Here is a 20,728-nt window from a genome sequence, read left to right as displayed (position 1 = left end):
ATCGAGCGGCAGGGCGCGCGGCGCCACTGGAATGGCCTTTGGCCCGCTGATGCTGGCGCGGCTGGTTGGCAGGCGATATTCCTCCACCTGGAACCGCCCAACAGCGCGCTGCTCCTGCCCCGTGCTGTTCAATTGCAATTCCCAATCGCCGGCAGGGGCGGTGGCCGGCAGATCGACACGGCCGACCGCATCGCGGCCCCCGTCTCGCCCGGCATCCAGCACCACGGGCAGGCTGGTATCGCTGGCCCAGTGGCGGGCAACCAGCGTCTGGCCGGGCGCGGCGGCGCGGGCAAACCCGGCATCGTTGGCCGTACGCTGGAACAGCTTGAAATTGATGCGTTCGCCCGGCCGCGCCAACGTGCGGTCCATCACGGCGTGGGCCAATGCGCCGCTTTGCGCGTCGCCGGTGGGGATATTGAAATCATAGCCCTGGATGCCGCTGCCCCAGCTCGATAGGGCAAAACTGTAATCGCCGGCCGTACGCGCCGAAATGAACAACGGCGACGCCGCGCCGCGTTCGCAGTCGGTATAACTGCTCGGGCGCGGCAAAACGGCGGGGATGCTGGCAAGGATATTGGCGCGGCCCTGCGGGTCGGTTTTGCCCTGCCACAGCAATTTGCCCGAACAGCCGTCCGACACGCGCACTGCTGCGCCCGCCACTGGTGCCGCATCGGCCAGCCGCGTCACCCACGCCAGGCTGGCGCCGTCGCCCCACTGGAAATGCACCGCCATATCGGTGACCAGCGCGCCGGCCGCGACATGGCGCACGTGCCCTGACCCCAACAACGCCGCGCCGAGCCGGGGGGAGGCGATTTCAACAACATGAAAACCCTTGGTCGCAAGCGGGATGCCCACCACCTGCATGGCGCCGTCCGGGCTGCGCGTTACGGTGAAGCGGCGGGCGGGCCTGGCGGCGGGGATCAGCGGCTGGCTGCCGGTGGTTTCCACGCTGCGGCTGTCACCGCCCGCCAGCGGCTCGCTACGGAAACTGCGCTCTGCCGCCGCGTCGAGCGCGCGCAGCCATCTGGCAATCGCGGCATCGTCGGTGGAGGTGATGGTGCGCGCCGGTAAATTGAGTGCGCTGGCCGGCAACGGATTTTCGACGCCGCGCAGGGTGACCGGCAGCACGCCGCCCTCCGCCGCTTCCAATATTCCGAAGCTGCCGGCAAACTTGACCAATGGCGGATAATCCGCGGTCGCGATGGCCCGCGGGAAGCGCGCGGCGTTGGTCAGGCGGCGGCCGCTGTCGTCTGCCAACGCGGCGGGCAGCGTCACCTTGAAGCTGGCGCGGGCAGGCAGCGGCCCTTTGAAGCGCAATTCCTGCAGCGTGTTGGCGCGGTCTTTCGGCGTTTCAGGTGCAATGGCGCGGCCGTCGCTGCCCACCAGCCTGGCCTGCAACGCCGCCGCGCGCAGCACGGGCGCTGTGAAGGCGATGCGGATCGAATCGAGCGGCGAGCAGGCCGCGCCGGCATTGACCCGCGTGCATTCGATGCGCGCTGTGAAGGACTGGCGCACGCTGAAGCGGCGTTGCCAGTCCGCGCCGGCGGTCAAACCGTTGGCGGCAGCGATCTGCGCGCCCCACAAGATTGTCACCTTGCCGCCGGGCGGCAGCGAGCGGCGGCATTTGGCGGCAGTGATGCTGGCGCGGGTGCGCGGTTCGCCGTCTTGCGCCGGCCGCCAGCCGGCCTGTTCGAGGAACCAGTTCAGGTTCCAGTTGCCGCGCGAACCCTTGATGATGGCGTCCCGCGTTCTGTCAGGCAGCGCATCCAGCGGGATTTTTTCGCCGACGCCGTCGATCAGGCAGGCGGCATGCGCGGCGAGGCTGGCCGGGGTGGGCGGCGCTTCGCTGGCGATCAGGAACACCTGATCTTCGGCGAGTTCCTCATATTCGGGCGCGATGGCGCGCAGGCTTGGCCCCGGCGTCGTGAAACGGAAAGGGCCGGCGGCCGGCAATGCGCGGCCCGCCAGATCCTGCAGGCCGGGCGCCAGGGCAAAACTGCACGCCCGCCCGCCCGGCAGCGGCGCCGGCAGATCAATGGCGTATCGCTGCGGATCGAGCCAACGGCCGGCGGCGCCCGCCGCACACGCGCCAACAATGGGCGCCGGCGCATCGCCGCCCAGCGCTGCCATCGGTGTGGCAAAGCGTACGACGATCTGGCGCGGTGCGGCCACGCGGCCTTCGGGCGAAAAACTGGCCACGCCGGGGCGGGGTTGACCGATCAACGGCGCGCCAACCACCCCGACAATCACGACGCCGCCCGCCATCATGGCGAGCATCAGGCGCAGGTGGGGCGGAATCGGCACAACAGCAGCTTGCCGGGAAAGCCCAGAGCCAACAAGCAGAAGCAGCGGCAAAAGCGGGCTGTTGGCGCTTTCGGCCCGAGCTGCCTTTTTCCTGTCATGCTGTACGGTTAGGCGGTATCGATGGTCCGCTTCATTCTTGCCCCGATGGTGTTGCTGCTGATGGCTGCTGCTCCCCTGAAACCAGCCGGCCTGCCGGTGGCCCCGCCGGCCCCGCCGATCATCATCGCGCACAGGGGTGCCAGCGCCGAACGGCCCGAACACACGCTGGCCGCCTATGAACGCGCCATTGAACAGGGGGCGGATTTCATCGAGCCTGATCTGGTGGCCACGAAAGATCACCAGCTTGTTGCCCGCCACGAAAACGAGATCAGCGGCACCACCGACATTGCCAGCCGGCCGGAATTTGCTGCGCGCAAGGCCACCAAGACCATCGACGGCGAGACATTCACCGGCTGGTTCACCGAAGATTTCACCCTGGCGGAGCTGAAGACGCTGCGCGCGCGCGAACGTCTGCCGCAGCTGCGCCCCGGCAACACTGCATTCGACGGCAAGTTTGAAATCCCGACGTTGGCGGAAATCATCGCACTGGCCAAATCCGCCACGGCGCGCACCGGGCGCGCCATCGGCATCTATCCCGAAACCAAGCATCCCGGCTATTTCCGTGCACTGGGCCTGCCGCTGGAGCCGGTGCTGCTGGCGGCGCTGGCGCAGGCCGGCTGGACGACGGCGGCCGCGCCGGTGTTCATCCAGAGCTTCGAGGTGGACAATCTCAAGGCGCTTAAAAGCCTGACTGGCGTGCGGCTGATCCAGCTGATGGGGGCCGCGGGCAAATCCGCCGATGGGTATGATTATGCCGCGCTGGCCGCGCCTGCGGGTTTGAAGAATGTGTCGCAATACGCCGCCGGCATTGGGCCGGACAAGGCGATGATCATCCCGCGCGCCGCCGATGGTCGGCTGGGCACGCCCACCAGCCTGGTTGCCGATGCGCATGCGGCCGGGCTGCAGGTGCACCCCTACACATTCCGGCCGGAAAATTATTTCCTGCCCGAATGCCTGAAATCCGGCAGCGATCCGCGTGAGCCGGGCGATGTGGATGCCGAAATCCGCGCCTATCTGGCCACCGGAATCGACGGCCTGTTCAGCGATTCCACAGCGGCGGCGGTCAGGGCACTGGCGCCCCCGGCGTCTACCGCTCCTTCGGCTGATCGGGCCAATCCAGCACGAAATTGATGTGCGCGGCTGCGGTGGGCTTGTCGCGCGATCCCTGCCCATCTTTCACCTGCCACGCCTGTGCCTGAACATTCACCACGCGCCGGCCCAATTTGGTGATGCTGGCGCTGGCGCGGGTTTCGTGGGCCGCCCCTTCGCGCATGAAATCCACCGTCACCGTCACGGGGCGCACGCGCGGCAGCGCTTCGCCTTCGGGCTGGGCGGCGATCACCGTGAGCAGGCCGGCCAGTTCGAGCAGGCCGGCAATCGCGCCGCCGTGCAGCCGCCCCGGCGAGCCGATCAAGGTTTGCGCAAACGGCATCACCAATTGCAGTTCGCCGTCCACCCGTTCGAACGAGAGATCGAGGAACGCGGCATAGGGCAGCATATCAAGCCGTCCGGACTGTTGTTTCAACGCGGTGGCAAGCGCCGGACTGGTCATTGCCAGCCTCCCGCCAGTTTGGAGGCGGCAAACATAAATGTGCCGGCGACATGCGCGATCGGATCATCGGGGTCGCCGTCGTGGGCGAGGCCGCGCACGAAAGCGATCTGCCGCGTCATCCGGTAACATTCGCCGCGCGCCGTCACGGTGGCCTGCGGTTTGGGGCTGCGCACATAATCGGTGCGCAAATCCAGCGTGGCGTGGGGCTCGAACGCGCCGCGCGCCAGCATCGATGCCATGCCCACCGATGTGTCCATCAGGGTGATGATCGGGCCGGAAGCCCAGATGCCGTGTTCGGGATCGACCAGCAGATGCGGCGCAAACGGCAATTGCAGTTCCACCCAGCGATCGCCGGCCCGGATGAAACGCAGGCCCAATTGCTTGTTGTGCGGCACGCGGCCCACAAACGGCCCCATGAACTGGCTGACCTGCTGCGCAAAATCGCTGGTCATGCCGAAACCTTTGCCAACGCATCGATGCGCCCGATCATCGAAGCCAGCCCTTGCGTGCGGTTTGATGACAGATGTTTCGACAGGCCCAGCCCGTCCAGCCGCCCCTTGATCGCGGCTGCATCGATATCGGCGGGCGCGCGGCCATCGGCCAGCATCAGCACCAGCGCCACCAGCCCTTTGACGATGGCGGCATCGCTGTCGGCGGCAAAGCGCAGCACGTTGCCGTCGCGGTGCGGGTGCAGCCACACTTGCGATGCACAGCCGCGCACCTTGTTGGCGTCGGTTTTCAGCGCAGGTTCCATCGCCGGCAGGGCTTGGCCCAGCGCGATGATCAACCGATAACGGTCGTCCCAATCGTCGAAGGCATCAAATTCGGCCTCGACATCAGCGAAAGTGGTGATGGCCATGACCGCAGCCCATGCGGGGGTGAGTGGGCTGCGGTCAAGGCCCGTGACGTCACAGATCCACACCCGCAGCGATGGCTTCCAGCTTGCGGATGCGTTCCTTCAGGTCGGCCAGGTCGATACGCTGGCTGACCGCCGGCAGTTCGGGGCCGGAAGGACGGGCATCAAGCTCGCGCGTTTTGAGGCGCAGCCAGCCGGACCAGCCCCAGGCAACAAGCGTGCCGAGCATGGCGAGGCCCATCAGGGCGGCGGCAGACAGGATCAGGAGGGATTGGGCCGGGGGCATGGTGCGTCTCCTCGGGTGTGTTGTTTCAATCGTGCTTCAGCGATTCGATTTCGTCGGAAAGCCGCTTGGCCGGATCGGTGGCCAGGCGTTCCAGCACGTGGATGCGATCATTGAGGCGGGCTACTTCGGATTTCAGGCGCAGGCTCTCGCCGGTGTCGGCGGCTGGCATTTCGCCTTTCAGGGCGCGGCGCTGATCCTTGCCGCCGTAACGGCTGGACAGGACCCTGCCAATCGTGACGATCGCGACGATCGCGACGATCAGCACGACCATTTCAAACGGGTTCATAATCATCGTCCTCTCAAAACCAGCCGGGGGCGTGGTTCGTGCAGTTCAATTCAATTGTTTGGTTTTCAGGCCGTCGATTTCGGCGGCCAGCATGCTGGGTTTGTCGGTGGCGATGCGTTCCAGCACGGCCATCCGGTCTTTCAGGCTGCCCAGTTCGGCGCGCAGCTGGGCGTTTTCCTGGCTGATCAGGCGGACACGCTCCATCGCTTCGCCGCCGCCGTTCGGGTGAAGCGGTTTGCCCCAGCTGCTTTCGAGCGGATAACCGTTCTTGATCTTCAGCCAGGTGGTGATGACCCAGCCCACCACAACGGCAAAGCCGACTCCGCCGATGACCGGCGCGAACTGGCTTGCGACGATCTGCAAATTTTCAGGATTGATTGCCATCTGAAATGCGCCCCTCAATTCAATTTCTTGGGTTCGTCGCGCAGCGCTTCGATCTGCGCGGTCAACCCTTCGTTGCGGTCGGTGACGATGCGGTTGAGCACGGCGACGCGCTCCTCCAGCGTGGCGATCTTGCTGGCGTATTGTGCCGCGCTTTCGGCGGTGTGCTGTGTTGCCACGTCCAACTGGCGCTCTTTCAGCTTGATCCAGCGTTTGGCCACACTCGACAGGATGGCCACAATCGGGATCATGAAAACCAGGATCGGGACCATGTAATTCCAGCTCATGATGGCTTCTCCTCAGCGCAGCTTTTCGATTTCGTCAGCCAACTGGCGGCTGTCGCTGGTCAGGTGAAATTCGAGGTCGCGCAGGCGGCGATCGGCGTCGCGGAACTGGGAATTCACATCGCGCAGAGTGCGTTTGGGCTGCACCCGAACATCGCGCCAGAATTCCACGCGTTCGGGGCTTTGATCGTACAGCACGTTCGGCTTGGCATTGGCGATCCAGCCGATGGCCAGATAGGCCAGGACGGTGGAACCGCCGCCCATGATGGCGCCAACTGCAAAGCCGATGCGGACAAGCGTGACATCCCAGCCGAAATAATCGGCGATGCCGGCGCAAACGCCCATGATCTTGCCGTTGCGTTTGTCGAGGTAAAAACGAGTGCGGCTTTCAGACATTTCAGTGGTTCCCTTTTGGCCAGCGCGGACGAGCGCGCCAGAGTGGTGGGTCTGGGCGGGTCGATGGGGCAAAGGCGATCAGGGGGCGGAGGGCGCAATCAGCGCGATCAGCAAGTACAAGATCACCGGGGAGCCCAAGCCGAACACGGCGGCAGCGACGAACCCGATGCGGACCAGCGTGGCATCCCAGCCAAAATAATTGGCGATGCCGGCGCACACGCCCAACACTTTGCCTTGGGTCTTGTTGACGAGAAATTGGCGGCTCATGATGTCGGCCTCCTTTGAGGACAATATTGGGGACAAGTACCGGCTTAGCGCAGCTGGCGGCGTTGCTCGGACAGATCGGCGAGCCGACTATCCTTCCAATTGGGATTATCGGCGGCGATGATGCGCTCGACGGTGTCGATGCGCTGATCCAGCCGGCGAGCGAGATCGTGCAGTTCATCCAGCAGCGCTTCATCCTGTTGGCTGATGCCGGTCTGGCTTTTCCACTTGGTCAGATAGTGGAGAATGAGCCCGGGCAAGCCGATGAACAACATGCCGACGACGGCAACGGGAACGAGGTTTTCCATGATGATCAGCCCTCCGACTTGCCGAGGCGCGCCTTCATGGCGGCGATTTCGGCGTCCACTTCATCGTTGCCAGCCAAGGCAGCGAATTCGTCATCCAGGCTGCGGGCACCGCTGCCATCAGCCAGGTTCAGCGCATCGGCGCGGCCCTCGGCCATGTCGGCGCGGCGTTCGAGCACTTCAAAGCGGCTGAACGCTTCTTCGACGCGCGGTCCGCGGATCATTTCGCGCAGTTTTGAACGCTGGGTGGCGCTTTCGATGCGGTTGATCAGTGCGTTCTGACGATTGCGCGCCTCACGCAGCTTGCCTTCCAGCTTGGCGATGTCGGCTTCGTTGAGTGACAGCGTCTCGCCGAGCAGATCGATCTCCACCTGGGTGGTGTCGATGAAGCCCTTGGCCTTGTTCTTTTCCACGAGCGCGGCCTTGGCCAGATCTTCGCGGCCTTTCGACAGCGCCAGTTCGGCCTTGTCCTGCCAATCCTGCACAGCCTGGCTCGCCTTGAGCGTGGCGCGCTTCATTTCCTTCATGTCGGCGATGGTGCGGGCTGCGGACGCGCGGACTTCAACTAGCGTTTCCTCCATCTCCATGATGATCATGCGGATCATCTTGGCAGGGTCTTCCGCCCGTTCCAGCAGGTCGGTCACGTTGGCGGCGATGATGTCACGCGTTCGGGAAAAAATGCCCATCGGTCGTATCTCCAGACGTTCGAAAATGTTTCTGTGCAGCGTATTGGCCGGGGCCGGTTCCGGCTTGATGGGGCGATTCAGTGGAATCAGGACCCCGGCCACCGCCGCGATTGTCACGCAACAATATCGCTGTTCACGGTCGGCGTCACCATGGCAGGGCCAGTGGCGGCGGCAACAAAAGCGGTGCCGATCAGCAGCGCGGCCATCAGGGCCATCGTGTTGCGGCCGAAGTTCAGGATCATGGTGCTCATTTCGTCTCTCCTTGATTTGTCTGGCAGCAGGCTGTGCCGCTCATGCCAAGTCTACTGCAGGGGTCGTGCCAAGTGACCGATTCCATGTAACATGCTGAAAAATAACGGGTGACATTGGCGCCACAATTATTTTGTGCGGCAGGAATTGCCAAGTATTGGGATAATGTGCCAACTCGTCGCATGGCCTCTCCCGCCCAGATGATCGGCAGCTCGTTGAGCTTCCTTGATGCCGTCGAGCGGGCGTCGAGCGCGGCGGCCTTGAACCGTCCGGTGCTGGTGATCGGTGAGCGCGGCACCGGCAAGGAACTGATTGCCGATCGCCTGCACCGCCTGTCGCCGCGCTGGTCGCAGCCGATGGTGTCGCTCAACTGTGCGGCGCTGCCGGAAAATCTGATCGATGCTGAATTGTTCGGCTATGAAGCCGGCGCCTTCACCGGGGCACAGCGCGCGCGGGCCGGGCGTTTCGAGGATGCCGACGGTAGCACCCTTTTTCTCGACGAAATCGGCACGCTGTCCAGCCAGGCGCAGGAACGGCTGCTGCGCGTGGTGGAATATGGCGAACTCACCCGGCTGGGTTCAAACAAGCAAGTGACGGTTGATGTGCGGCTGGTGGGTGCCACCAACGAGGATCTGCCCGGCCTGGTGGCGCGCGGGCGCTTTCGTGCCGATTTGCTCGACCGTCTCAGCTTCGAGGTCATTACCCTGCCGCCGCTGCGCGAACGGGCCGAAGATATCGATGTGCTGGCGCAGCATTTTGCTCGCCGCATGGCTGCCGAACTGAACTGGCCGCGTTTTCCCGGCTTCACGGCGCGGGTACAGGAACAACTGGCCACCTGGCACTGGCCTGGCAATGTGCGCGAACTGAAAAACGTGATCGAACGGGCACTGTATCGCTGGGGCGATGCCGATCGGCCGATCGGGCAATTGGTGATCGACCCGTTTGAATCGCCGTGGCGGCCGCGCGGCAACAGCGGGCACGCAGTAATCAGTGCCGCGCCCAGCATCAGCCCGGTTGACGAAGCCGCGGCGATGCCCGCGCCCAAACTCGACAGCGTCAATGATCTGCGCGGCGCGGTCTCGGCCTATGAAAAGGACATTCTGGAGTGTGCGCTGGAACGCCACCGGCACAACCAGCGCCGCACCGCCGCCGCGCTGAACCTCAGCTATGATCAGCTGCGCCACGCGCTGAACCGGCATGGGCTGCTCGGGGAGTAGACTCTGGAAATAGACTCTGGGAACAGACGCTGGGAACAGACCGGCGTTCAGTCCAGTTTGAGCCCATGGCGCGCCAGCAATGGCCCCTGCGCGATGGCAAACACGAACACCGCCGCGGTGACCCCCCAAACCTTAAAGCTGAGCCAGTCATCATAACTCAGATAGCGCCGCGCTACTTCGTTGGCCGCGAGCAAGGTGAGGAAGAAAATCGCCCAGTTGCGGGTGAGCAGGCGCCAGCCGGTGTCGGTGAGGCCAGGCAGCGCCTCGCCCATCACCAGTTGCAGCGTCGGGCGGCCCGTGACCAGTCCGCCCACCAGCAGCGCTGCAAACACGCAATAGATGATGCTGGGCTTGAGCTGGATGAAAGCCTTGTCTTGCAGCCAGATCGTCAGCCCGCCAAACAGCACGACGATCACCGTGGTGAACACCATTGCGGCCGGCAGGTGGCGGGTCTTTCCCCAGTGCCACAGCGCGGCGATCAGGCTGGCCACCACGAACACCGCCGTGCCGACCACGGCGCTGGCCACCTCGGCATCGGCAAGACCTGGCAGTTGGCCGCGTTCAAACAGCGCCTTGCCCAGCTTGCTGGCGCCAAAAAACAGCAGCAGCGGCCCGAAATTTATGGCCATGCGGGCGGTGGAAGACAATTTCGGGCGATCGGGTGCAGGCGGCATGGCAGCCGTGATAGCCAATTGCGCGCCGCCCGTCACCCACCGCCCGTCACGCGCTGTGCCGCAGGCTGCATCCGGGGGGTGACGAAGCGGCACAGAGCCATTAAGCCAAAGCTGTGGTGGACGCGCTCGTGATCGACAATCTGGCTTGCCGCCGCGGCACGAGGCTGCTGTTTGACGCTGTTTCGGCACGGGTGCAGCCGGGCGGTGCGCTGCTGCTGACCGGGCCGAACGGCGCCGGAAAATCCTCGCTCCTGCGGCTGCTGGCCGGCTTGTTGCGGCCCGAATCCGGCAGTGTGAGCGGCGGCGGCCGCCGGGCCTTTGCCGGGCATGATGTCGCCCTGAAACCGCGCCAGACGCTGGGGGCGGAGCTTGCGTATTGGGCACGGCTGGACGGCGGGCGCGATGGGCTGCCGGCAGCGCTGGCGGCGATGAACCTGACCGGGCTGGCGGATGTGCCGTGCCGGTATTTGTCGTCGGGGCAAAAACGCCGCGCTGCAATCGCGCGGGTAATTGCGGCCAAGGCGGACTGCTGGCTGCTCGATGAACCCACCGCCGGGCTCGACGCGGCTTCCGCCGGCCTGCTGGCGGCTGCAATGGGCCGCCATCGGGCAACGGGCGGCTTGATTGTGGCAGCTGTTCACGGCGATATCGGCCTTGATGGCGCAGCGCAATTGCGGCTCGGCTGATGTTTTTCCTGCTGCTTCGCCGCGATTTGTTGCTCATCGCGCGCTCTCCGGCGCTGTGGCTGCCGGTGATGTTTTTCGTGCTGGCCGCCGCACTGTTTCCCTTTGCCGTCGGCCCCGATGCCCGCCTGCTGGCGCGCATTGCGCCCGGCATCATCTGGGTTTCGGCGCTGCTCGCCAGCCTGCTGCCGGTGGAAACCCTGCTCGCCCCTGACGTGGAGGACGGCAGCATCGATCAACTGATCGCGCGCGGCATCGCACTGGAACTGGCGTGCGCGGCGCGCATCGTCGCCCACTGGATTGGCTTTGCCGTACCGCTGCTGGCGGCGTTGCCGGTGGCCGGCGTGCTGCTCGGCCTGTCGGCCGATGACGGTGCGCGAATCGCCATTTCCCTGGCGCTGGGCACCCCGGCACTGGCCAGCCTGGCCGTGGTCGCCGCCGCGTTGACAGCGGGGCTCAAGGGCGGCGGCGCGCTGGCCGGGCTGATCGTGCTGCCACTGGCGCTGCCGGTGCTGATCTTCGGCGTGGGCAGCGATGTCGCCGGCGCGTTCCGTTTGCTGGCGGCGGCCAGCCTGGTGGCGCTGGCGGTCAGCCCGTTTGCAGCAGCGGCGGCGCTCCGCCCCGAATAAGCGCCAGGTTGCAGCGGTTCATTGGCCGGAAATGCGGCGTCGTGGTAAACACTGCCTTCCTGCAATTTTGGAATGGAGCATTGCCTCGTGCGCGTCCTCACCCTTTCCGGCCTCACGTTCGCTGCCCTGTTCACTGCTGCTTGCGGCGGCGCTGACAAGCCGGCGGAAACCACTGCCGCCCAGTCGCCGGCAGTCGAAGCTCCCGCCGCGCCGGTTGCAGAAGCACCTGTGCCGACCGCCGAAGCCGCTCCTGTCGCCGCTCCTGTCGCCGCCCCTGCCGCAGCTGCACCGGCCGCGGCCGTCACCTATGCCTCACTCACGGGCGATGCAGCCAAGGGTGAGAAGGTCTTTGCCCAGTGCAAGGCTTGCCATGTTGCCGAAGCCGGCAAGAACCGTGTCGGCCCGTCGCTGTGGGCCCTGGTCGGCCGCACCGCCGGCATGATCCCCGGCTTCAATTACAGCAAGGCCAACAAGGCAAGCGGCGTCATCTGGAGCGAAGACGTGCTGTTCACCTATCTCGAAGCCCCGGCAAAGTTCATGCCCGGCACCCGCATGGCGTTCGGCGGCCTGAAAAACGCGCAGGACCGTGCAGACGTGATCGCCTATCTGAAAACCAAGGCATAAACGCTGGGGGCCGGCGCCCGAAGCGGCGCCGGCCTTGGCACGGCGCCTGCGCCTGGTTCAGAATGGCCCGTTCAATTCGACGATGGCCCGGTTCAGCATGGCGGCAAAGCCCACCCACACCAGATAGGGCAGCAGCAGCAGCGACGCCGGACGGGAAATGCGCCACAGCACGATGTTCAGGGCGGCAATGCTGCTCCACAGCACGCCCACTTCCAGCGCCGCGAGATCCGGGCGATGCAAGCGAAAGAACAGAAAGCTCCACAACAGATTCAGCAAGCCATTGAGCGCGAACAGACCGACGATCGCTTCGAACGCGGCGCTGCTGCGCGCCGACAACCATGCCGTGGTGCCGGAAAAGGTGCACAGCATGAAGATGATGGTCCAGGCGGGGCCGAACAGCCAGTTGGGCGGCGCCCAATCGGGCTGCTTCAGTGCCAGATACCACGGGCCGATATCGGTGATGGTGGCGCCCACCGCCGCGGTGAACGTCGCGGCTACTGCGGCAATTGCGGCGGGCAGCACCCACGGCGATTCGGCCATGCGCCCCATTCGCCCGGGTTTGCCCGAACGCCCTGCCTGCCGGCCGATCAGAGCTGGCCTCGTTTGCCGGCGTTGTCACCTTCACGCGTGCCGCCGCCCGACAGCAAACCCGACAACAATTGCACGCTGTCTTTCAGGAAGATCTTGACGTGGGCCAGCGGCTTTTTGCGCACCAGTTCCTTGTTCATGTAGGCTTCCCAGGTCAATTGCTGGATGTCCTTGTCCATGCACAGCTTGACGAATTTTTCACGCATCGTGTCGCTGCGATACCACCACCATTGCATGATGCCGAGCACGCGGAACACCGTGCCGTGCGCCTTCAGGAACCGTTTGCGCGCCAGCGCCAGCTTTGACGCATCGCCGCTGACCAGCGCTTCGGCGGCAGCCTTGGCGGCTTCACGCCCGGCGGTCATGGCGTAAAAAATGCCTTCGCCGCTGGCCGGGGCCACGCAGCCGGCGGCGTCGCCGGCAACCACCACATCCTTGCCATTGTCCCACTTCTTGCGTGGGCGCAGCGGGATCGGTGCCCCTTCGACGCGAACGGTCTTGCACTTGTCTTCGGTCAGGCCAAGCTCTGTGCGAAGGGCGGTGACGGCCTTGCGCAGCTCAAAGCCCTGCACCGCGCTACCGGTGCCGATGCTGGTTTTGGAACCGTGCGGGAACACCCAGGCATAAAAATCCGGGCTGTGCTTGCCTTGGTAAAACACGTCGCAGCGATTGCCGGCAAAGCCGCCAAAGCCTTCCGGCGGGCTTTCCACCACCTCGTGATAGGCGGCAACGAAGGGCAGTTTTTCATCGGGCAGGGCGGCGCGCGCCACGGCCGAATTGCAGCCATCGCAGCCGATCAGCATTTTTGTGTGAACCCGCACCGGCTCCGAACCGCGATCGGCACCCTTGGGGCGATACAGGACGACGGCGGTGCCATCCGGCTCGCGCTCCAGCCCCTCGAAGCTGCCGTCGCGGCGATCGGCGCCATTGGTTGCCGCGCGGGCGCGCAGCCATTCGTCGAACACGTCGCGATCGACCATGCCAACCCAGCCGCCTTCGCCCACCGGCATGTCCACTTCGCGGCCTGCCGGGCTGATCATGCGGGCGCTGTTGGCGGTGGTGCACAACAGATCGATTGGCACGTCGAAATCCTTGAGCAGGCGCGGCGGCACCGCACCGCCGCACGGTTTGATGCGGCCCATGCGGTCCAGCAGCATCACCTTGTGCCCGGCCAGCGCCAGATCGTTGGCTGCCGTCGCCCCCGACGGCCCACCGCCAACCACCACCATGTCGAACATCTCGGTCACGCCGCCACCTCTGCTGTTGTCTGTCTGCCCGCAGGATTTCCCGCCAAAATTACCATACGGTCATTCAACCTGAAAGCGATGCCCGCCGCCAGCAGAAACAGCACGGATTCTGCGGCAAAAACAATTTCGAAGGCAGGCCCATCGGCGCCGGTGGCAGCGCGCAGCCGATCAACGGCAAATGCGCCGACAAACCCGCCGATGCCAAAGGCGGCCGCCTGCGCTGCCCCCCACACCCCCATGCGGATGCCTTCGTGGTTCCTGTATTCGCCATTGGGCCCGCTTCGCCCCGCCAGCTCCAGCATCGAACCGATGGCTGCCACGGCAAACATGCCATTGGCAAAGCCCAGCGCCGCCACATTGATCGTCAGCGGCCAGCCCGGCCCGGCGCGCGCTGCCAGCGCGAGCAGGCCCAGCGCAATCGCCGACGCCACACACCCCAGCACAATCCAGCGCTTGAGCCGCATCCCGGCGCCAAATCCATTTCGAGGCCCTTTTGGCCCGCCAAAGGCATGGCCGCCCACACCCACCAGGATCATGCCGGCCAGCACACCCTGGTGCTGCACGCCCGACAGGCTGGTGGATTGGCCCGGCGTCATGCCGAACACGAGGCCCGCAAACGGTTCGAGGATGAGATCCTGCATGGAATATGCCAGCATCGAAAAGAACACGAAGATGCTGAACAGCCGGGTGAGGGGGTCTTGCCAAATGCCGCGTAGCGCTTTGCCAAACGGGGCAGTGTCCCGCTTTGCCTCGGCTTGCGGCGCGCCTTCGACACCCCACATCGCCGCGCATGTAACGGTGAAGGCCGCCACCACCACGCCGGCCGCGACCTGCACCAACCGCGTTGGCGAAAAGGGATCGAGCAGCGCGCCGGCGACGCCAGCTGAAATGACGATGCCGACGATCATCATGATCCACGTCAGGCTGGCCGCAGCCGGGCGCCGGTTTTCTGCGGTGCGGGCGGCAAGCAGCGCCAGCAGCGAGGTGCCGGCCGCGCCGACCCCGATGCCGATCATTGCATAGGCCAGCACCAGCGCGGCAAACACCGGCCAGAACGGGCCGGCCAGCTGCGTGGTGGCCAGCGTGGCAAGAAGGCCGCCGCCGCCGAGCACGGCCATGCCGCCGATAATCCACGGCGTGCGCCGCCAGCCGCTATCCGATCCGTGGCCCCATTTGGGGCGCGAGAGCTGCACGCCATAATGAAACGCCACCAACCCGGCCGGCAAGGCAGCGGCCATGGCATATTCCACCACCATGATGCGGTTGAGCAGGCTGGAGGCAAGCATGACAATCGCGCCCAGCGCGCTTTGTACCAGCCCTAGCCGAACGATGCCGGCCCAGCCCAGCGGCGGCGGCGCCGTGCTCATACGATTTCGGCCAGGCCAAAGGCTGCGGCGAGCATGCCCAGCACATACAGGGTTGTGCCGGTGGCGTTGTAGAAAGGCGCGTTGGCCGCGGGCGCTGCCAGCAAGCGCTGCATCAGCACCGCCTGCATCGCCAGCGAAAACGCCACCATCGCCGATGGCCAGTGCAGCCCCCAGCGCGCCAGCAGGATGATCACCGCCACCTGCGGCAGCGCCATCGTCCAGCAGGCGACCTCGGCGGCGTTGCGCATTCCCAATTGTACCGGCAGCGAATTGACGCCGGACTGGGCATCACCCTTCACCGCCTTGAAATCATTCAGCACCATGATGCCGTGCGCGCCCAGCGCGTACAGGCACAGCACCCACATGATGCGGCTGTCGGGCACGCCGCCGGCCATGACCGCAGCCCCGGTGAACCAGCTCACCCCTTCATAGGCGCCGGCGCACACCAGCGGCCCCAGCCAGCCATCGGCCTTGAACCGCAGCGGCGGCGCCGAATAGGCCCACGCCATGGCGACGCCCACAATGGTGGCCACGCCCACGACCGGCCCGATGATGAAACCGACGGCCAGACTGATGATCGTGCCGATAATGGCGATATACAGCCCCCAACGTCCCGGGATGCGGCCCGACGGGATGGGGCGCTGTGGTTCGTTGATGGCGTCCACATGGCGATCGAACCAGTCGTTGATGGCCTGGCTGTTGCCGCACACCAGCGGCCCGGCCAGCATCATGCCGGCAATCAGCAGCCCCCAGCGACCACTGATCGGGACGCCCGACGAAACGACGCCGCACATGAAAGCCCACATCGGCGGAAACCAGGTGACCGGCTTCATCAGTTCCAGCACGTCGCGCGGCAGCATGTTGGGCAGCATGTTGGGCAGCATGTTGGGCAGCATGCCAACGCGCGGCGGCGGCGCAGCGGCCACAGGCGGGGGGATTTGTTCCATGCGCCGCAAACTAGTCTTGACCGCTATTGGGCGTCAACGTCGACAGCCCGCGATGCACACACAAGTTGTTGTTACTGGCTGCTTCCGGCCGCCGCCGCTGCCTTGGCACCGCTTTCCGGCCAGCTCCGCCGAACCAACATTACGTGTTTGTCATGAAATCTGGTTGACTTAAGGGGCTTGGCTGATAAGCTATTTTCACGTGACTGAGGGGTCAGGCGGTTTGACGATTACAGCGACAGATGGTCAGATGCGGCCGCTGTATACGCCCGAACAACGGGTTCGGCGGGACAGCTCCAAGTGGACGCTGGTGCAGGGCCTGCTGGCACCGGTGCAATTTCTGATCTTCGGCGTGAGCCTCTATCTGGTGCTGGACTATCTGAACAATGGCCGCAATCATGATTGGGCGGTGTGGTCGGTCGTTATCAAGACAATCGCGCTGTACACGATCATGATCACTGGTGCGATCTGGGAGAAGGTCGTTTTCGGCCAGTATCTTTTTCATGACAGTTTCTTTTGGGAAGATGTGTTTTCGATGTTGGTGATCGTGCTGCACAGCCTTTACGTGTTCGGTCTGTTCACCGGCATCGCCGATGATGGCGTGCTGTTTGCCACCGCGCTCGCCGCCTATTTTGCTTATGTGATCAACGCCGGGCAGTTCGTCTGGAAGCTGCGCCAGGCCAGGCTGTCGGCCCCGGTCGCCAAGCCGGCTGTTTACGCCGCAACGGACACGGTTGGCGCGGCCGAAACCTTGGTGGCGCAAGCGGCATGAGCGCCGCCTGCCCCGCCCCCGCGTCGGGATGCGATGCGCCGCCGCTGGGTGCTGATGGCATCTTGCGCGAACGCGGCCAGCGCGAAGTGTTTTGCGGACTGACCGGCATCATCTGGCTGCACCGCAAAATCCAGGATGCCTTCTTCCTTGTTGTCGGCAGCCGCACCTGCGCCCATCTGCTGCAATCGGCAGCCGGGGTTATGGTGTTTGCCGAACCGCGCTTCGGCACCGCCATCATCGAGGAAAAGGATCTGGCTGGCCTCGCCGATGCCAACGAGGAACTGGACCGGGTTGTCACCCGCCTGCTCGCCCGCCGGCCCGATATCAAGCTACTGTTCCTTGTCGGCTCCTGCCCCTCCGAAGTGATCAAACTCGATCTCAGCCGCGCGGCGCAGCGCCTCAACAGCAACTTCGGGCCGAACGTGCGCGTGCTCAACTATTCGGGCAGCGGCATCGAAACGACCTTCACGCAAGGCGAAGACGCCTGCCTTGCCGCACTGGCACCCGATCTGCCGTCCTCGGACGATCACCAGTTGATGCTTGTCGGCAGCCTGCCCGACATCGTTGAAGACCAGCTTACCCGGCTGCTACGCGAACTTGGCATCAGCAACGTGGTCTCGTTGCCGGCGCGCCGGGCGGGGCAGATGCCGGGTGTCGGCCCCAATACCAAATATCTGTTGGCTCAACCCTTTCTTGCCGAAACCGGCACAGCGCTTGAAAAGCGCGGAGCGGAGCATCTGCCGGCATTATTTCCGTTCGGCGCCGAAGGCACCACCGCCTGGCTGCACGCCGCCGCGCAAGCCTTTGCCGTGCCGCAAGACCGTTTCGAGCAGGTGATTTCCGGCCCGCGCGAACGCGCCCGCAAGGGCCTGTCGCTTTACCGCGAGAAATTGGCCGGCAAGCGCATCTTCTTCATGCCGGACAGCCAGCTCGAAGTGCCGCTGGCGCGTTTCCTGGCCGGAGAGCTCGGCATGGAGCTGGTCGAGGTCGGGACGCCGTATTTGCACAAGGGCCATTTGATCGACGAGCTTGCAGCACTGCCTCCGGGCACGATGATTTCCGAAGGCCAGGATGTCGACAAGCAACTCGACCGGGTCCGTGCCGCGCGTCCCGATCTCACGGTTTGCGGGCTGGGCCTTGCCAACCCGCTGGAGCGGGAAGGCCTGACGACGAAGTGGGCGATCGAGCTCGTTTTTTCGCCGATCCATGGTTATGAACAGGCGGGCGATCTCGCTGAGCTGTTCGCGCGTCCGCTCCACCGCCGTGACGTGCTGAAGGTGTAACCGATGCAGCTCACCGTCTGGACCTATGAAGGCCCGCCCCATGTCGGGGCCATGCGCGTCGCCACCGGCATGCGCGAGCTGCATTATGTGCTGCACGCCCCGCAAGGCGACACCTATGCCGATCTGCTGTTCACCATGATCGAGCGGCGGGACCATCGCCCGCCGGTGACCTACACCACCTTCCAGGCCCGCGATCTGGGCAAGGACACCGCCGAACTGTTCCAGAAATCGGCGCGTGATGCCTATGATCGCTTTCGGCCGCAGGCGATGATCGTGGGCGCCAGCTGCACCGCCGAATTGATTCAGGATGATCCGGCCGGCCTGGCGCAAACCATGGGCCTGCCGTGCCCGGTGATCCCGCTGGAATTGCCCAGTTACAGCCGCAAGGAAAATTGGGGGGCGTCGGAAACCTTTTATCAGATCGTGCGCACGCTGGCCGACAAGGAAAGGCTGCCGCCGCCGGCGGTGGGTGAAAACGGCCCGCGCCGGCCGCGCGCCAACCTGCTGGGGCCCACCGCGCTCGGCTTCCGCCATCGTGATGATGTGGCCGAAATCACCCGGCTGCTGGCCGATCTGGGCATCGATGTGAACCTGACTGCACCGCTGGGCGCCAGCCCGGCCGATATTGCCGGCATCGGCGAGGCCGATTTCAACATCTGCCTGTATCCCGAAATCGCCGCGCAAGCGTGCACCTGGCTGGAGCGGACCTTCCGCCAGAAAACAGTGAAGACCGTGCCGATCGGCCTTGGCGCCACCCGCGAGTTCGTTGCCGAAGTGTGCGCCGCTGCCGGCATCGCGGTGCCCGCCGATATCGATCAGGGCCGCATGGGCTGGTGGTCAAGGTCGATCGATTCCACCTACCTCACCGGCAAGCGGGTTTTCATCTTCGGCGACGGCACGCACGCCGTGGCCGCTGCTCGTGTGGCAACCGAGGAACTGGGATTCAAGGTCGTCGGCCTTGGCTGCTACAACCGTGAATTCGCCCGCGAACTGCGTGCCGCTGCTGAAAAATACGGGGTCGAACCCCTCATCACCGACGATTATCTCAGCGTCGAGGAAGCCATCGAGGCCGCCGCCCCGGAACTGGTTCTGGGCACCCAGATGGAGCGCCACATCGCCAAGCGCCTCCGCCTGCCGTGCGCGGTGATTTCAGCGCCGGTGCATGTGCAGGATTTCCCCGCCCGCCACAGCCCGCAAATGGGCTTCGAAGGCGCCAACGTGCTGTTCGATACCTGGGTCCACCCGCTGGTGATGGGCCTCGAAGAACATCTGCTCACGATGTTCCGCGATGATTTCGAATTTTCCGATGCCGCCGGGCCCAGTCACCTTGGGGGCCACGCTTCCGCTCCTGTTCCTGCTGGCAGGGAAGGCTTGGGGGAGGGTTCTTCGTCTGCGCCGGATGAGCGCAATGCCGACGTGACAGCCCACGCTGGGCGCACACCCTCCCTGCAAGAGAGTGGAGAAGAAGGCGGCTGGACTGCGGAAGCGCTTGCAGAATTGGGAAAAATCCCGTTCTTTGTGCGCGGCAAGGCTCGCCGCAACACTGAACGCTATGCTGCAGAGCATGGCGTGACCACCATCACTCGTGAGACTTTGTACGAGGCCAAATCGCACTATGCGCGCTGATTCTCCGCCGTCGAAACAGGCCAGACCGGATCAGCGCCCGGATCATTGCCATGTCGTGATCATCACGCTCGACAACCATTTGTCGGGCGCCGTCGACCGCGCCCGCGTGCGCTTCCAGAAATCGGGCCTGCCGGTGTCCATCGGCTTCCACGCTGCTGCCGATTGGGACAAGCCGGGCACCCTCGAGGCCACCCGCGCTGACATCGCCCGCGCCGATATCGTGATTGTCACGATGCTGTTCCTTGATGAACAGATCCGCATGATCAAGGACGCGCTGACAGCGCGCCGCGAGGAATGCGACGCGATGGTGTGCCTGATGAGCCAATCCGACGTCGTGAAGATGACGCGGATGGGCGATTACCGCATGGACGCGCCGCCCAAGGGCCCGCTCGGTTGGCTGAAGAAATTGCGCGGCACGTCCAAAACCGGTGCGCCCAACAGCGGCGCGGCCCAATTGGCCGTGTTGCGCCGCCTGCCGAAATTGCTGAAATTCGTTCCCGGCACCGCGCAAGACGTGCGCGCCTATTTCCTCACCCTGCAATATTGGTTGGCCGGCAGCGACGACAACGCCTTCCAGATGATTCAGGCGCTGGTCGATCGCTATGCCGCTGGCCCGCGCAAGGGCTTGCGCGGCAAGGCCAAGGTGGAAGCGCCGCAGGAATATCCCGAAGTCGGCGTGTACCACCCGGATCTGCCGGCACGCATGTCGGAACATCTGGCCGATTTGCCGCGCCAGCAGGGTGCGGTGGGCACTGTCGGTTTGCTGATGCTGCGGTCGTATGTGCTGGGCAAGGATGCCAATCATTATGATGGTGTGATCCGTGCACTCGAAGCCCGCGGGCTCAATGTGATTCCAGGGTTTGCCGGCGGGCTGGATCAGCGCCCGACCATCGAGACGCTGATGATGAGGGACGGCGTGGCCACGGTTGATGCCGTGATCAACCTCACCGGCTTTTCGCTTGTCGGCGGCCCGGCGTTCAGCGACGCCAAGGCAGCCGAAGAAATTCTGACAAAGCTGGATCGGCCCTATATTTCGGCCCACCCGGTGGAATTCCAGACGTTGCAGCAATGGGGCGCCAATCGTCAGGGCCTGTTGCCGCTGGAATCGACCATCATGATCGCTATT

Annotated in this window: 27 protein-coding genes; 9 read left to right on the top strand and 18 right to left on the bottom strand. The window is 64.8% G+C overall.

Features of this window, described 5'->3' with window-relative positions; translation table 11 throughout:
* The coding region (locus ACESL8_RS10130) for an MG2 domain-containing protein (protein ID WP_372918421.1) at nucleotides 1-2,304 on the bottom strand (2,304 nt) is incomplete at its 3' end.
* Between the two features lie 120 nt (nucleotides 2,305-2,424).
* Between ACESL8_RS10130 and ACESL8_RS10125 the strand changes: the two genes are divergently transcribed.
* The gene (locus tag ACESL8_RS10125) at nucleotides 2,425-3,534 is read left to right on the top strand and encodes a glycerophosphodiester phosphodiesterase (protein WP_372918419.1); all 1,110 of its coding nucleotides are present in this window, start codon (nucleotides 2,425-2,427) and stop codon (nucleotides 3,532-3,534) included.
* Here ACESL8_RS10125 and ACESL8_RS10120 read toward each other — a convergent pair.
* The 12 genes from ACESL8_RS10120 to ACESL8_RS10065 all read right to left on the bottom strand — a co-directional run bounded on the left by ACESL8_RS10120 (nucleotide 3,491) and on the right by ACESL8_RS10065 (nucleotide 7,950).
* Nucleotides 3,491-3,955, bottom strand: coding sequence for a PaaI family thioesterase (locus tag ACESL8_RS10120; protein ID WP_372918417.1), 465 nt, complete (start codon nucleotides 3,953-3,955; stop codon nucleotides 3,491-3,493). The genes ACESL8_RS10125 and ACESL8_RS10120 overlap by 44 nt on opposite strands.
* Nucleotides 3,952-4,407 carry a PaaI family thioesterase gene (locus tag ACESL8_RS10115; RefSeq protein ID WP_372918415.1) on the bottom strand — a complete coding sequence of 152 codons (456 nt, stop codon included), beginning with the start codon at nucleotides 4,405-4,407 and terminating at the stop codon, nucleotides 3,952-3,954. Before ACESL8_RS10115 ends, ACESL8_RS10120 begins: the two co-directional genes overlap by 4 nt.
* On the bottom strand, nucleotides 4,404-4,814 hold the full coding sequence (locus ACESL8_RS10110; RefSeq protein ID WP_372918413.1) for a SufE family protein: 411 nt from the start codon (nucleotides 4,812-4,814) through the stop codon (nucleotides 4,404-4,406). The genes ACESL8_RS10115 and ACESL8_RS10110 overlap by 4 nt, the downstream gene beginning before the upstream one ends.
* A gap of 49 nt (nucleotides 4,815-4,863) precedes the next feature.
* Nucleotides 4,864-5,097 carry a hypothetical protein gene (locus tag ACESL8_RS10105; protein ID WP_372918411.1) on the bottom strand — a complete coding sequence of 78 codons (234 nt, stop codon included), beginning with the start codon at nucleotides 5,095-5,097 and terminating at the stop codon, nucleotides 4,864-4,866.
* 25 nt (nucleotides 5,098-5,122) lie between these two features.
* Entirely contained in the window at nucleotides 5,123-5,383 is a 261-nt protein-coding gene (locus tag ACESL8_RS10100; protein WP_372918409.1) for a hypothetical protein, read from the bottom strand.
* A 45-nt stretch (nucleotides 5,384-5,428) separates the two neighbouring features.
* Nucleotides 5,429-5,767 carry a hypothetical protein gene (locus tag ACESL8_RS10095; RefSeq protein ID WP_372918407.1) on the bottom strand — a complete coding sequence of 113 codons (339 nt, stop codon included), beginning with the start codon at nucleotides 5,765-5,767 and terminating at the stop codon, nucleotides 5,429-5,431.
* 14 nt (nucleotides 5,768-5,781) lie between these two features.
* Nucleotides 5,782-6,051: a hypothetical protein gene (locus tag ACESL8_RS10090; RefSeq protein WP_372918405.1), complete on the bottom strand. Its 270-nt coding sequence runs from the start codon at nucleotides 6,049-6,051 to the stop codon at nucleotides 5,782-5,784.
* 12 nt (nucleotides 6,052-6,063) lie between these two features.
* Nucleotides 6,064-6,444, bottom strand: a complete 381-nt coding sequence (gene pspC, locus ACESL8_RS10085) for an envelope stress response membrane protein PspC (RefSeq protein WP_372918403.1) — start codon at nucleotides 6,442-6,444, stop codon at nucleotides 6,064-6,066.
* Between the two features lie 78 nt (nucleotides 6,445-6,522).
* Nucleotides 6,523-6,711 carry a PspC domain-containing protein gene (locus ACESL8_RS10080; RefSeq protein ID WP_372918401.1) on the bottom strand — a complete coding sequence of 63 codons (189 nt, stop codon included), beginning with the start codon at nucleotides 6,709-6,711 and terminating at the stop codon, nucleotides 6,523-6,525.
* Between the two features lie 44 nt (nucleotides 6,712-6,755).
* Entirely contained in the window at nucleotides 6,756-7,016 is a 261-nt protein-coding gene (gene pspB / locus ACESL8_RS10075; protein ID WP_372918399.1) for an envelope stress response membrane protein PspB, read from the bottom strand.
* Nucleotides 7,017-7,021: 5 nt separating this feature from the next.
* Nucleotides 7,022-7,699, bottom strand: coding sequence for a phage shock protein PspA (pspA, locus tag ACESL8_RS10070; protein ID WP_372918425.1), 678 nt, complete (start codon nucleotides 7,697-7,699; stop codon nucleotides 7,022-7,024).
* A gap of 113 nt (nucleotides 7,700-7,812) precedes the next feature.
* The gene (locus ACESL8_RS10065; RefSeq protein ID WP_372918397.1) at nucleotides 7,813-7,950 is read right to left on the bottom strand and encodes a hypothetical protein; all 138 of its coding nucleotides are present in this window, start codon (nucleotides 7,948-7,950) and stop codon (nucleotides 7,813-7,815) included.
* 180 nt (nucleotides 7,951-8,130) lie between these two features.
* On the opposite strand from ACESL8_RS10065, the gene pspF reads away from it, so the two are divergent.
* Nucleotides 8,131-9,165, top strand: coding sequence for a phage shock protein operon transcriptional activator (gene pspF, locus ACESL8_RS10060; RefSeq protein ID WP_372918395.1), 1,035 nt, complete (start codon nucleotides 8,131-8,133; stop codon nucleotides 9,163-9,165).
* 47 nt (nucleotides 9,166-9,212) lie between these two features.
* Here pspF and ACESL8_RS10055 read toward each other — a convergent pair whose 3' ends face one another.
* The gene (locus tag ACESL8_RS10055) at nucleotides 9,213-9,839 is read right to left on the bottom strand and encodes an inner membrane-spanning protein YciB (protein ID WP_372918393.1); all 627 of its coding nucleotides are present in this window, start codon (nucleotides 9,837-9,839) and stop codon (nucleotides 9,213-9,215) included.
* 113 nt (nucleotides 9,840-9,952) lie between these two features.
* Between ACESL8_RS10055 and ccmA the strand changes: the two genes are divergently transcribed.
* From ccmA to ACESL8_RS10040, 3 genes are all read left to right on the top strand, one after another.
* Nucleotides 9,953-10,525 carry a heme ABC exporter ATP-binding protein CcmA gene (ccmA, locus tag ACESL8_RS10050; protein ID WP_372918391.1) on the top strand — a complete coding sequence of 191 codons (573 nt, stop codon included), beginning with the start codon at nucleotides 9,953-9,955 and terminating at the stop codon, nucleotides 10,523-10,525.
* Nucleotides 10,525-11,151, top strand: a complete 627-nt coding sequence (gene ccmB, locus ACESL8_RS10045; protein WP_372918389.1) for a heme exporter protein CcmB — start codon at nucleotides 10,525-10,527, stop codon at nucleotides 11,149-11,151. Before ccmA ends, ccmB begins: the two co-directional genes overlap by 1 nt.
* An 87-nt stretch (nucleotides 11,152-11,238) precedes the next feature.
* Nucleotides 11,239-11,775 (top strand): cytochrome c family protein, encoded by a 537-nt coding sequence (locus ACESL8_RS10040; RefSeq protein ID WP_372918386.1) that lies wholly within the window; start codon nucleotides 11,239-11,241, stop codon nucleotides 11,773-11,775.
* A gap of 57 nt (nucleotides 11,776-11,832) precedes the next feature.
* Here ACESL8_RS10040 and ACESL8_RS10035 read toward each other — a convergent pair whose 3' ends face one another.
* From ACESL8_RS10035 to chlG, 4 genes are read right to left on the bottom strand one after another with little or no spacing between them, the layout of a single operon-like run.
* Complete coding sequence (locus ACESL8_RS10035) at nucleotides 11,833-12,315, bottom strand: TspO/MBR family protein (protein WP_372918384.1); 483 nt, start codon at nucleotides 12,313-12,315, stop codon at nucleotides 11,833-11,835.
* A gap of 47 nt (nucleotides 12,316-12,362) precedes the next feature.
* Nucleotides 12,363-13,601: a geranylgeranyl diphosphate reductase gene (locus ACESL8_RS10030; RefSeq protein WP_372918423.1), complete on the bottom strand. Its 1,239-nt coding sequence runs from the start codon at nucleotides 13,599-13,601 to the stop codon at nucleotides 12,363-12,365.
* A gap of 5 nt (nucleotides 13,602-13,606) precedes the next feature.
* Nucleotides 13,607-14,977: a BCD family MFS transporter gene (locus tag ACESL8_RS10025; RefSeq protein WP_372918382.1), complete on the bottom strand. Its 1,371-nt coding sequence runs from the start codon at nucleotides 14,975-14,977 to the stop codon at nucleotides 13,607-13,609.
* Nucleotides 14,974-15,924: a chlorophyll synthase ChlG gene (gene chlG / locus ACESL8_RS10020; protein ID WP_372918380.1), complete on the bottom strand. Its 951-nt coding sequence runs from the start codon at nucleotides 15,922-15,924 to the stop codon at nucleotides 14,974-14,976. Before chlG ends, ACESL8_RS10025 begins: the two co-directional genes overlap by 4 nt.
* Before the next feature lie 247 nt (nucleotides 15,925-16,171).
* Here chlG and bchF point away from each other — a divergent pair, with 247 nt between their 5' ends.
* The 4 genes from bchF to ACESL8_RS10000 all read left to right on the top strand — a co-directional run.
* On the top strand, nucleotides 16,172-16,693 hold the full coding sequence (gene bchF, locus ACESL8_RS10015; RefSeq protein ID WP_372918378.1) for a 2-vinyl bacteriochlorophyllide hydratase: 522 nt from the start codon (nucleotides 16,172-16,174) through the stop codon (nucleotides 16,691-16,693).
* Nucleotides 16,690-17,976, top strand: coding sequence for a ferredoxin:protochlorophyllide reductase (ATP-dependent) subunit N (locus ACESL8_RS10010; RefSeq protein ID WP_372918376.1), 1,287 nt, complete (start codon nucleotides 16,690-16,692; stop codon nucleotides 17,974-17,976). The genes bchF and ACESL8_RS10010 overlap by 4 nt, the downstream gene beginning before the upstream one ends.
* Nucleotides 17,977-17,979: 3 nt before the next feature.
* A complete protein-coding gene (gene bchB / locus ACESL8_RS10005) occupies nucleotides 17,980-19,602 on the top strand; it encodes a ferredoxin:protochlorophyllide reductase (ATP-dependent) subunit B (protein ID WP_372918374.1) in 1,623 nt (540 codons plus the stop codon).
* On the top strand, nucleotides 19,592-20,728 hold a 1,137-nt coding region (locus ACESL8_RS10000; protein ID WP_372918372.1), incomplete at its 3' end, for a DUF3479 domain-containing protein. The genes bchB and ACESL8_RS10000, both read left to right, overlap by 11 nt.

Origin of the sequence: Sandarakinorhabdus sp. (assembly GCF_041689835.1) — a bacterium.
Taxonomy (GTDB): Bacteria; Pseudomonadota; Alphaproteobacteria; order Sphingomonadales; family Sphingomonadaceae; genus Sandarakinorhabdus.
Note: the sequence above shows the minus strand (reverse complement) of the source record. Positions and strands in the feature narration are given on the sequence as shown.

What these genes read in the sequence shown, in the direction of transcription:
- ACESL8_RS10125 (WP_372918419.1), top strand. Translation starts at nt 2,425, where the DNA reads ATGGTCCGCTTCATTCTTGCCCCGATGGTGTTGCTGCTGATGGCTGCT.
- ACESL8_RS10120 (WP_372918417.1), bottom strand. Translation starts at nt 3,955, where the DNA reads ATGACCAGTCCGGCGCTTGCCACCGCGTTGAAACAACAGTCCGGACGG.
- ACESL8_RS10115 (WP_372918415.1), bottom strand. Translation starts at nt 4,407, where the DNA reads ATGACCAGCGATTTTGCGCAGCAGGTCAGCCAGTTCATGGGGCCGTTT.
- ACESL8_RS10110 (WP_372918413.1), bottom strand. Translation starts at nt 4,814, where the DNA reads ATGGCCATCACCACTTTCGCTGATGTCGAGGCCGAATTTGATGCCTTC.
- ACESL8_RS10105 (WP_372918411.1), bottom strand. Translation starts at nt 5,097, where the DNA reads ATGCCCCCGGCCCAATCCCTCCTGATCCTGTCTGCCGCCGCCCTGATG.
- ACESL8_RS10100 (WP_372918409.1), bottom strand. Translation starts at nt 5,383, where the DNA reads ATGAACCCGTTTGAAATGGTCGTGCTGATCGTCGCGATCGTCGCGATC.
- ACESL8_RS10095 (WP_372918407.1), bottom strand. Translation starts at nt 5,767, where the DNA reads ATGGCAATCAATCCTGAAAATTTGCAGATCGTCGCAAGCCAGTTCGCG.
- ACESL8_RS10090 (WP_372918405.1), bottom strand. Translation starts at nt 6,051, where the DNA reads ATGAGCTGGAATTACATGGTCCCGATCCTGGTTTTCATGATCCCGATT.
- pspC (WP_372918403.1), bottom strand. Translation starts at nt 6,444, where the DNA reads ATGTCTGAAAGCCGCACTCGTTTTTACCTCGACAAACGCAACGGCAAG.
- ACESL8_RS10080 (WP_372918401.1), bottom strand. Translation starts at nt 6,711, where the DNA reads ATGAGCCGCCAATTTCTCGTCAACAAGACCCAAGGCAAAGTGTTGGGC.
- pspB (WP_372918399.1), bottom strand. Translation starts at nt 7,016, where the DNA reads ATGGAAAACCTCGTTCCCGTTGCCGTCGTCGGCATGTTGTTCATCGGC.
- pspA (WP_372918425.1), bottom strand. Translation starts at nt 7,699, where the DNA reads ATGGGCATTTTTTCCCGAACGCGTGACATCATCGCCGCCAACGTGACC.
- ACESL8_RS10065 (WP_372918397.1), bottom strand. Translation starts at nt 7,950, where the DNA reads ATGAGCACCATGATCCTGAACTTCGGCCGCAACACGATGGCCCTGATG.
- pspF (WP_372918395.1), top strand. Translation starts at nt 8,131, where the DNA reads ATGGCCTCTCCCGCCCAGATGATCGGCAGCTCGTTGAGCTTCCTTGAT.
- ACESL8_RS10055 (WP_372918393.1), bottom strand. Translation starts at nt 9,839, where the DNA reads ATGCCGCCTGCACCCGATCGCCCGAAATTGTCTTCCACCGCCCGCATG.
- ccmB (WP_372918389.1), top strand. Translation starts at nt 10,525, where the DNA reads ATGTTTTTCCTGCTGCTTCGCCGCGATTTGTTGCTCATCGCGCGCTCT.
- ACESL8_RS10035 (WP_372918384.1), bottom strand. Translation starts at nt 12,315, where the DNA reads ATGGCCGAATCGCCGTGGGTGCTGCCCGCCGCAATTGCCGCAGTAGCC.
- ACESL8_RS10030 (WP_372918423.1), bottom strand. Translation starts at nt 13,601, where the DNA reads ATGTTCGACATGGTGGTGGTTGGCGGTGGGCCGTCGGGGGCGACGGCA.
- ACESL8_RS10025 (WP_372918382.1), bottom strand. Translation starts at nt 14,977, where the DNA reads ATGAGCACGGCGCCGCCGCCGCTGGGCTGGGCCGGCATCGTTCGGCTA.
- chlG (WP_372918380.1), bottom strand. Translation starts at nt 15,924, where the DNA reads ATGGAACAAATCCCCCCGCCTGTGGCCGCTGCGCCGCCGCCGCGCGTT.
- bchF (WP_372918378.1), top strand. Translation starts at nt 16,172, where the DNA reads ATGCGGCCGCTGTATACGCCCGAACAACGGGTTCGGCGGGACAGCTCC.
- ACESL8_RS10010 (WP_372918376.1), top strand. Translation starts at nt 16,690, where the DNA reads ATGAGCGCCGCCTGCCCCGCCCCCGCGTCGGGATGCGATGCGCCGCCG.
- bchB (WP_372918374.1), top strand. Translation starts at nt 17,980, where the DNA reads ATGCAGCTCACCGTCTGGACCTATGAAGGCCCGCCCCATGTCGGGGCC.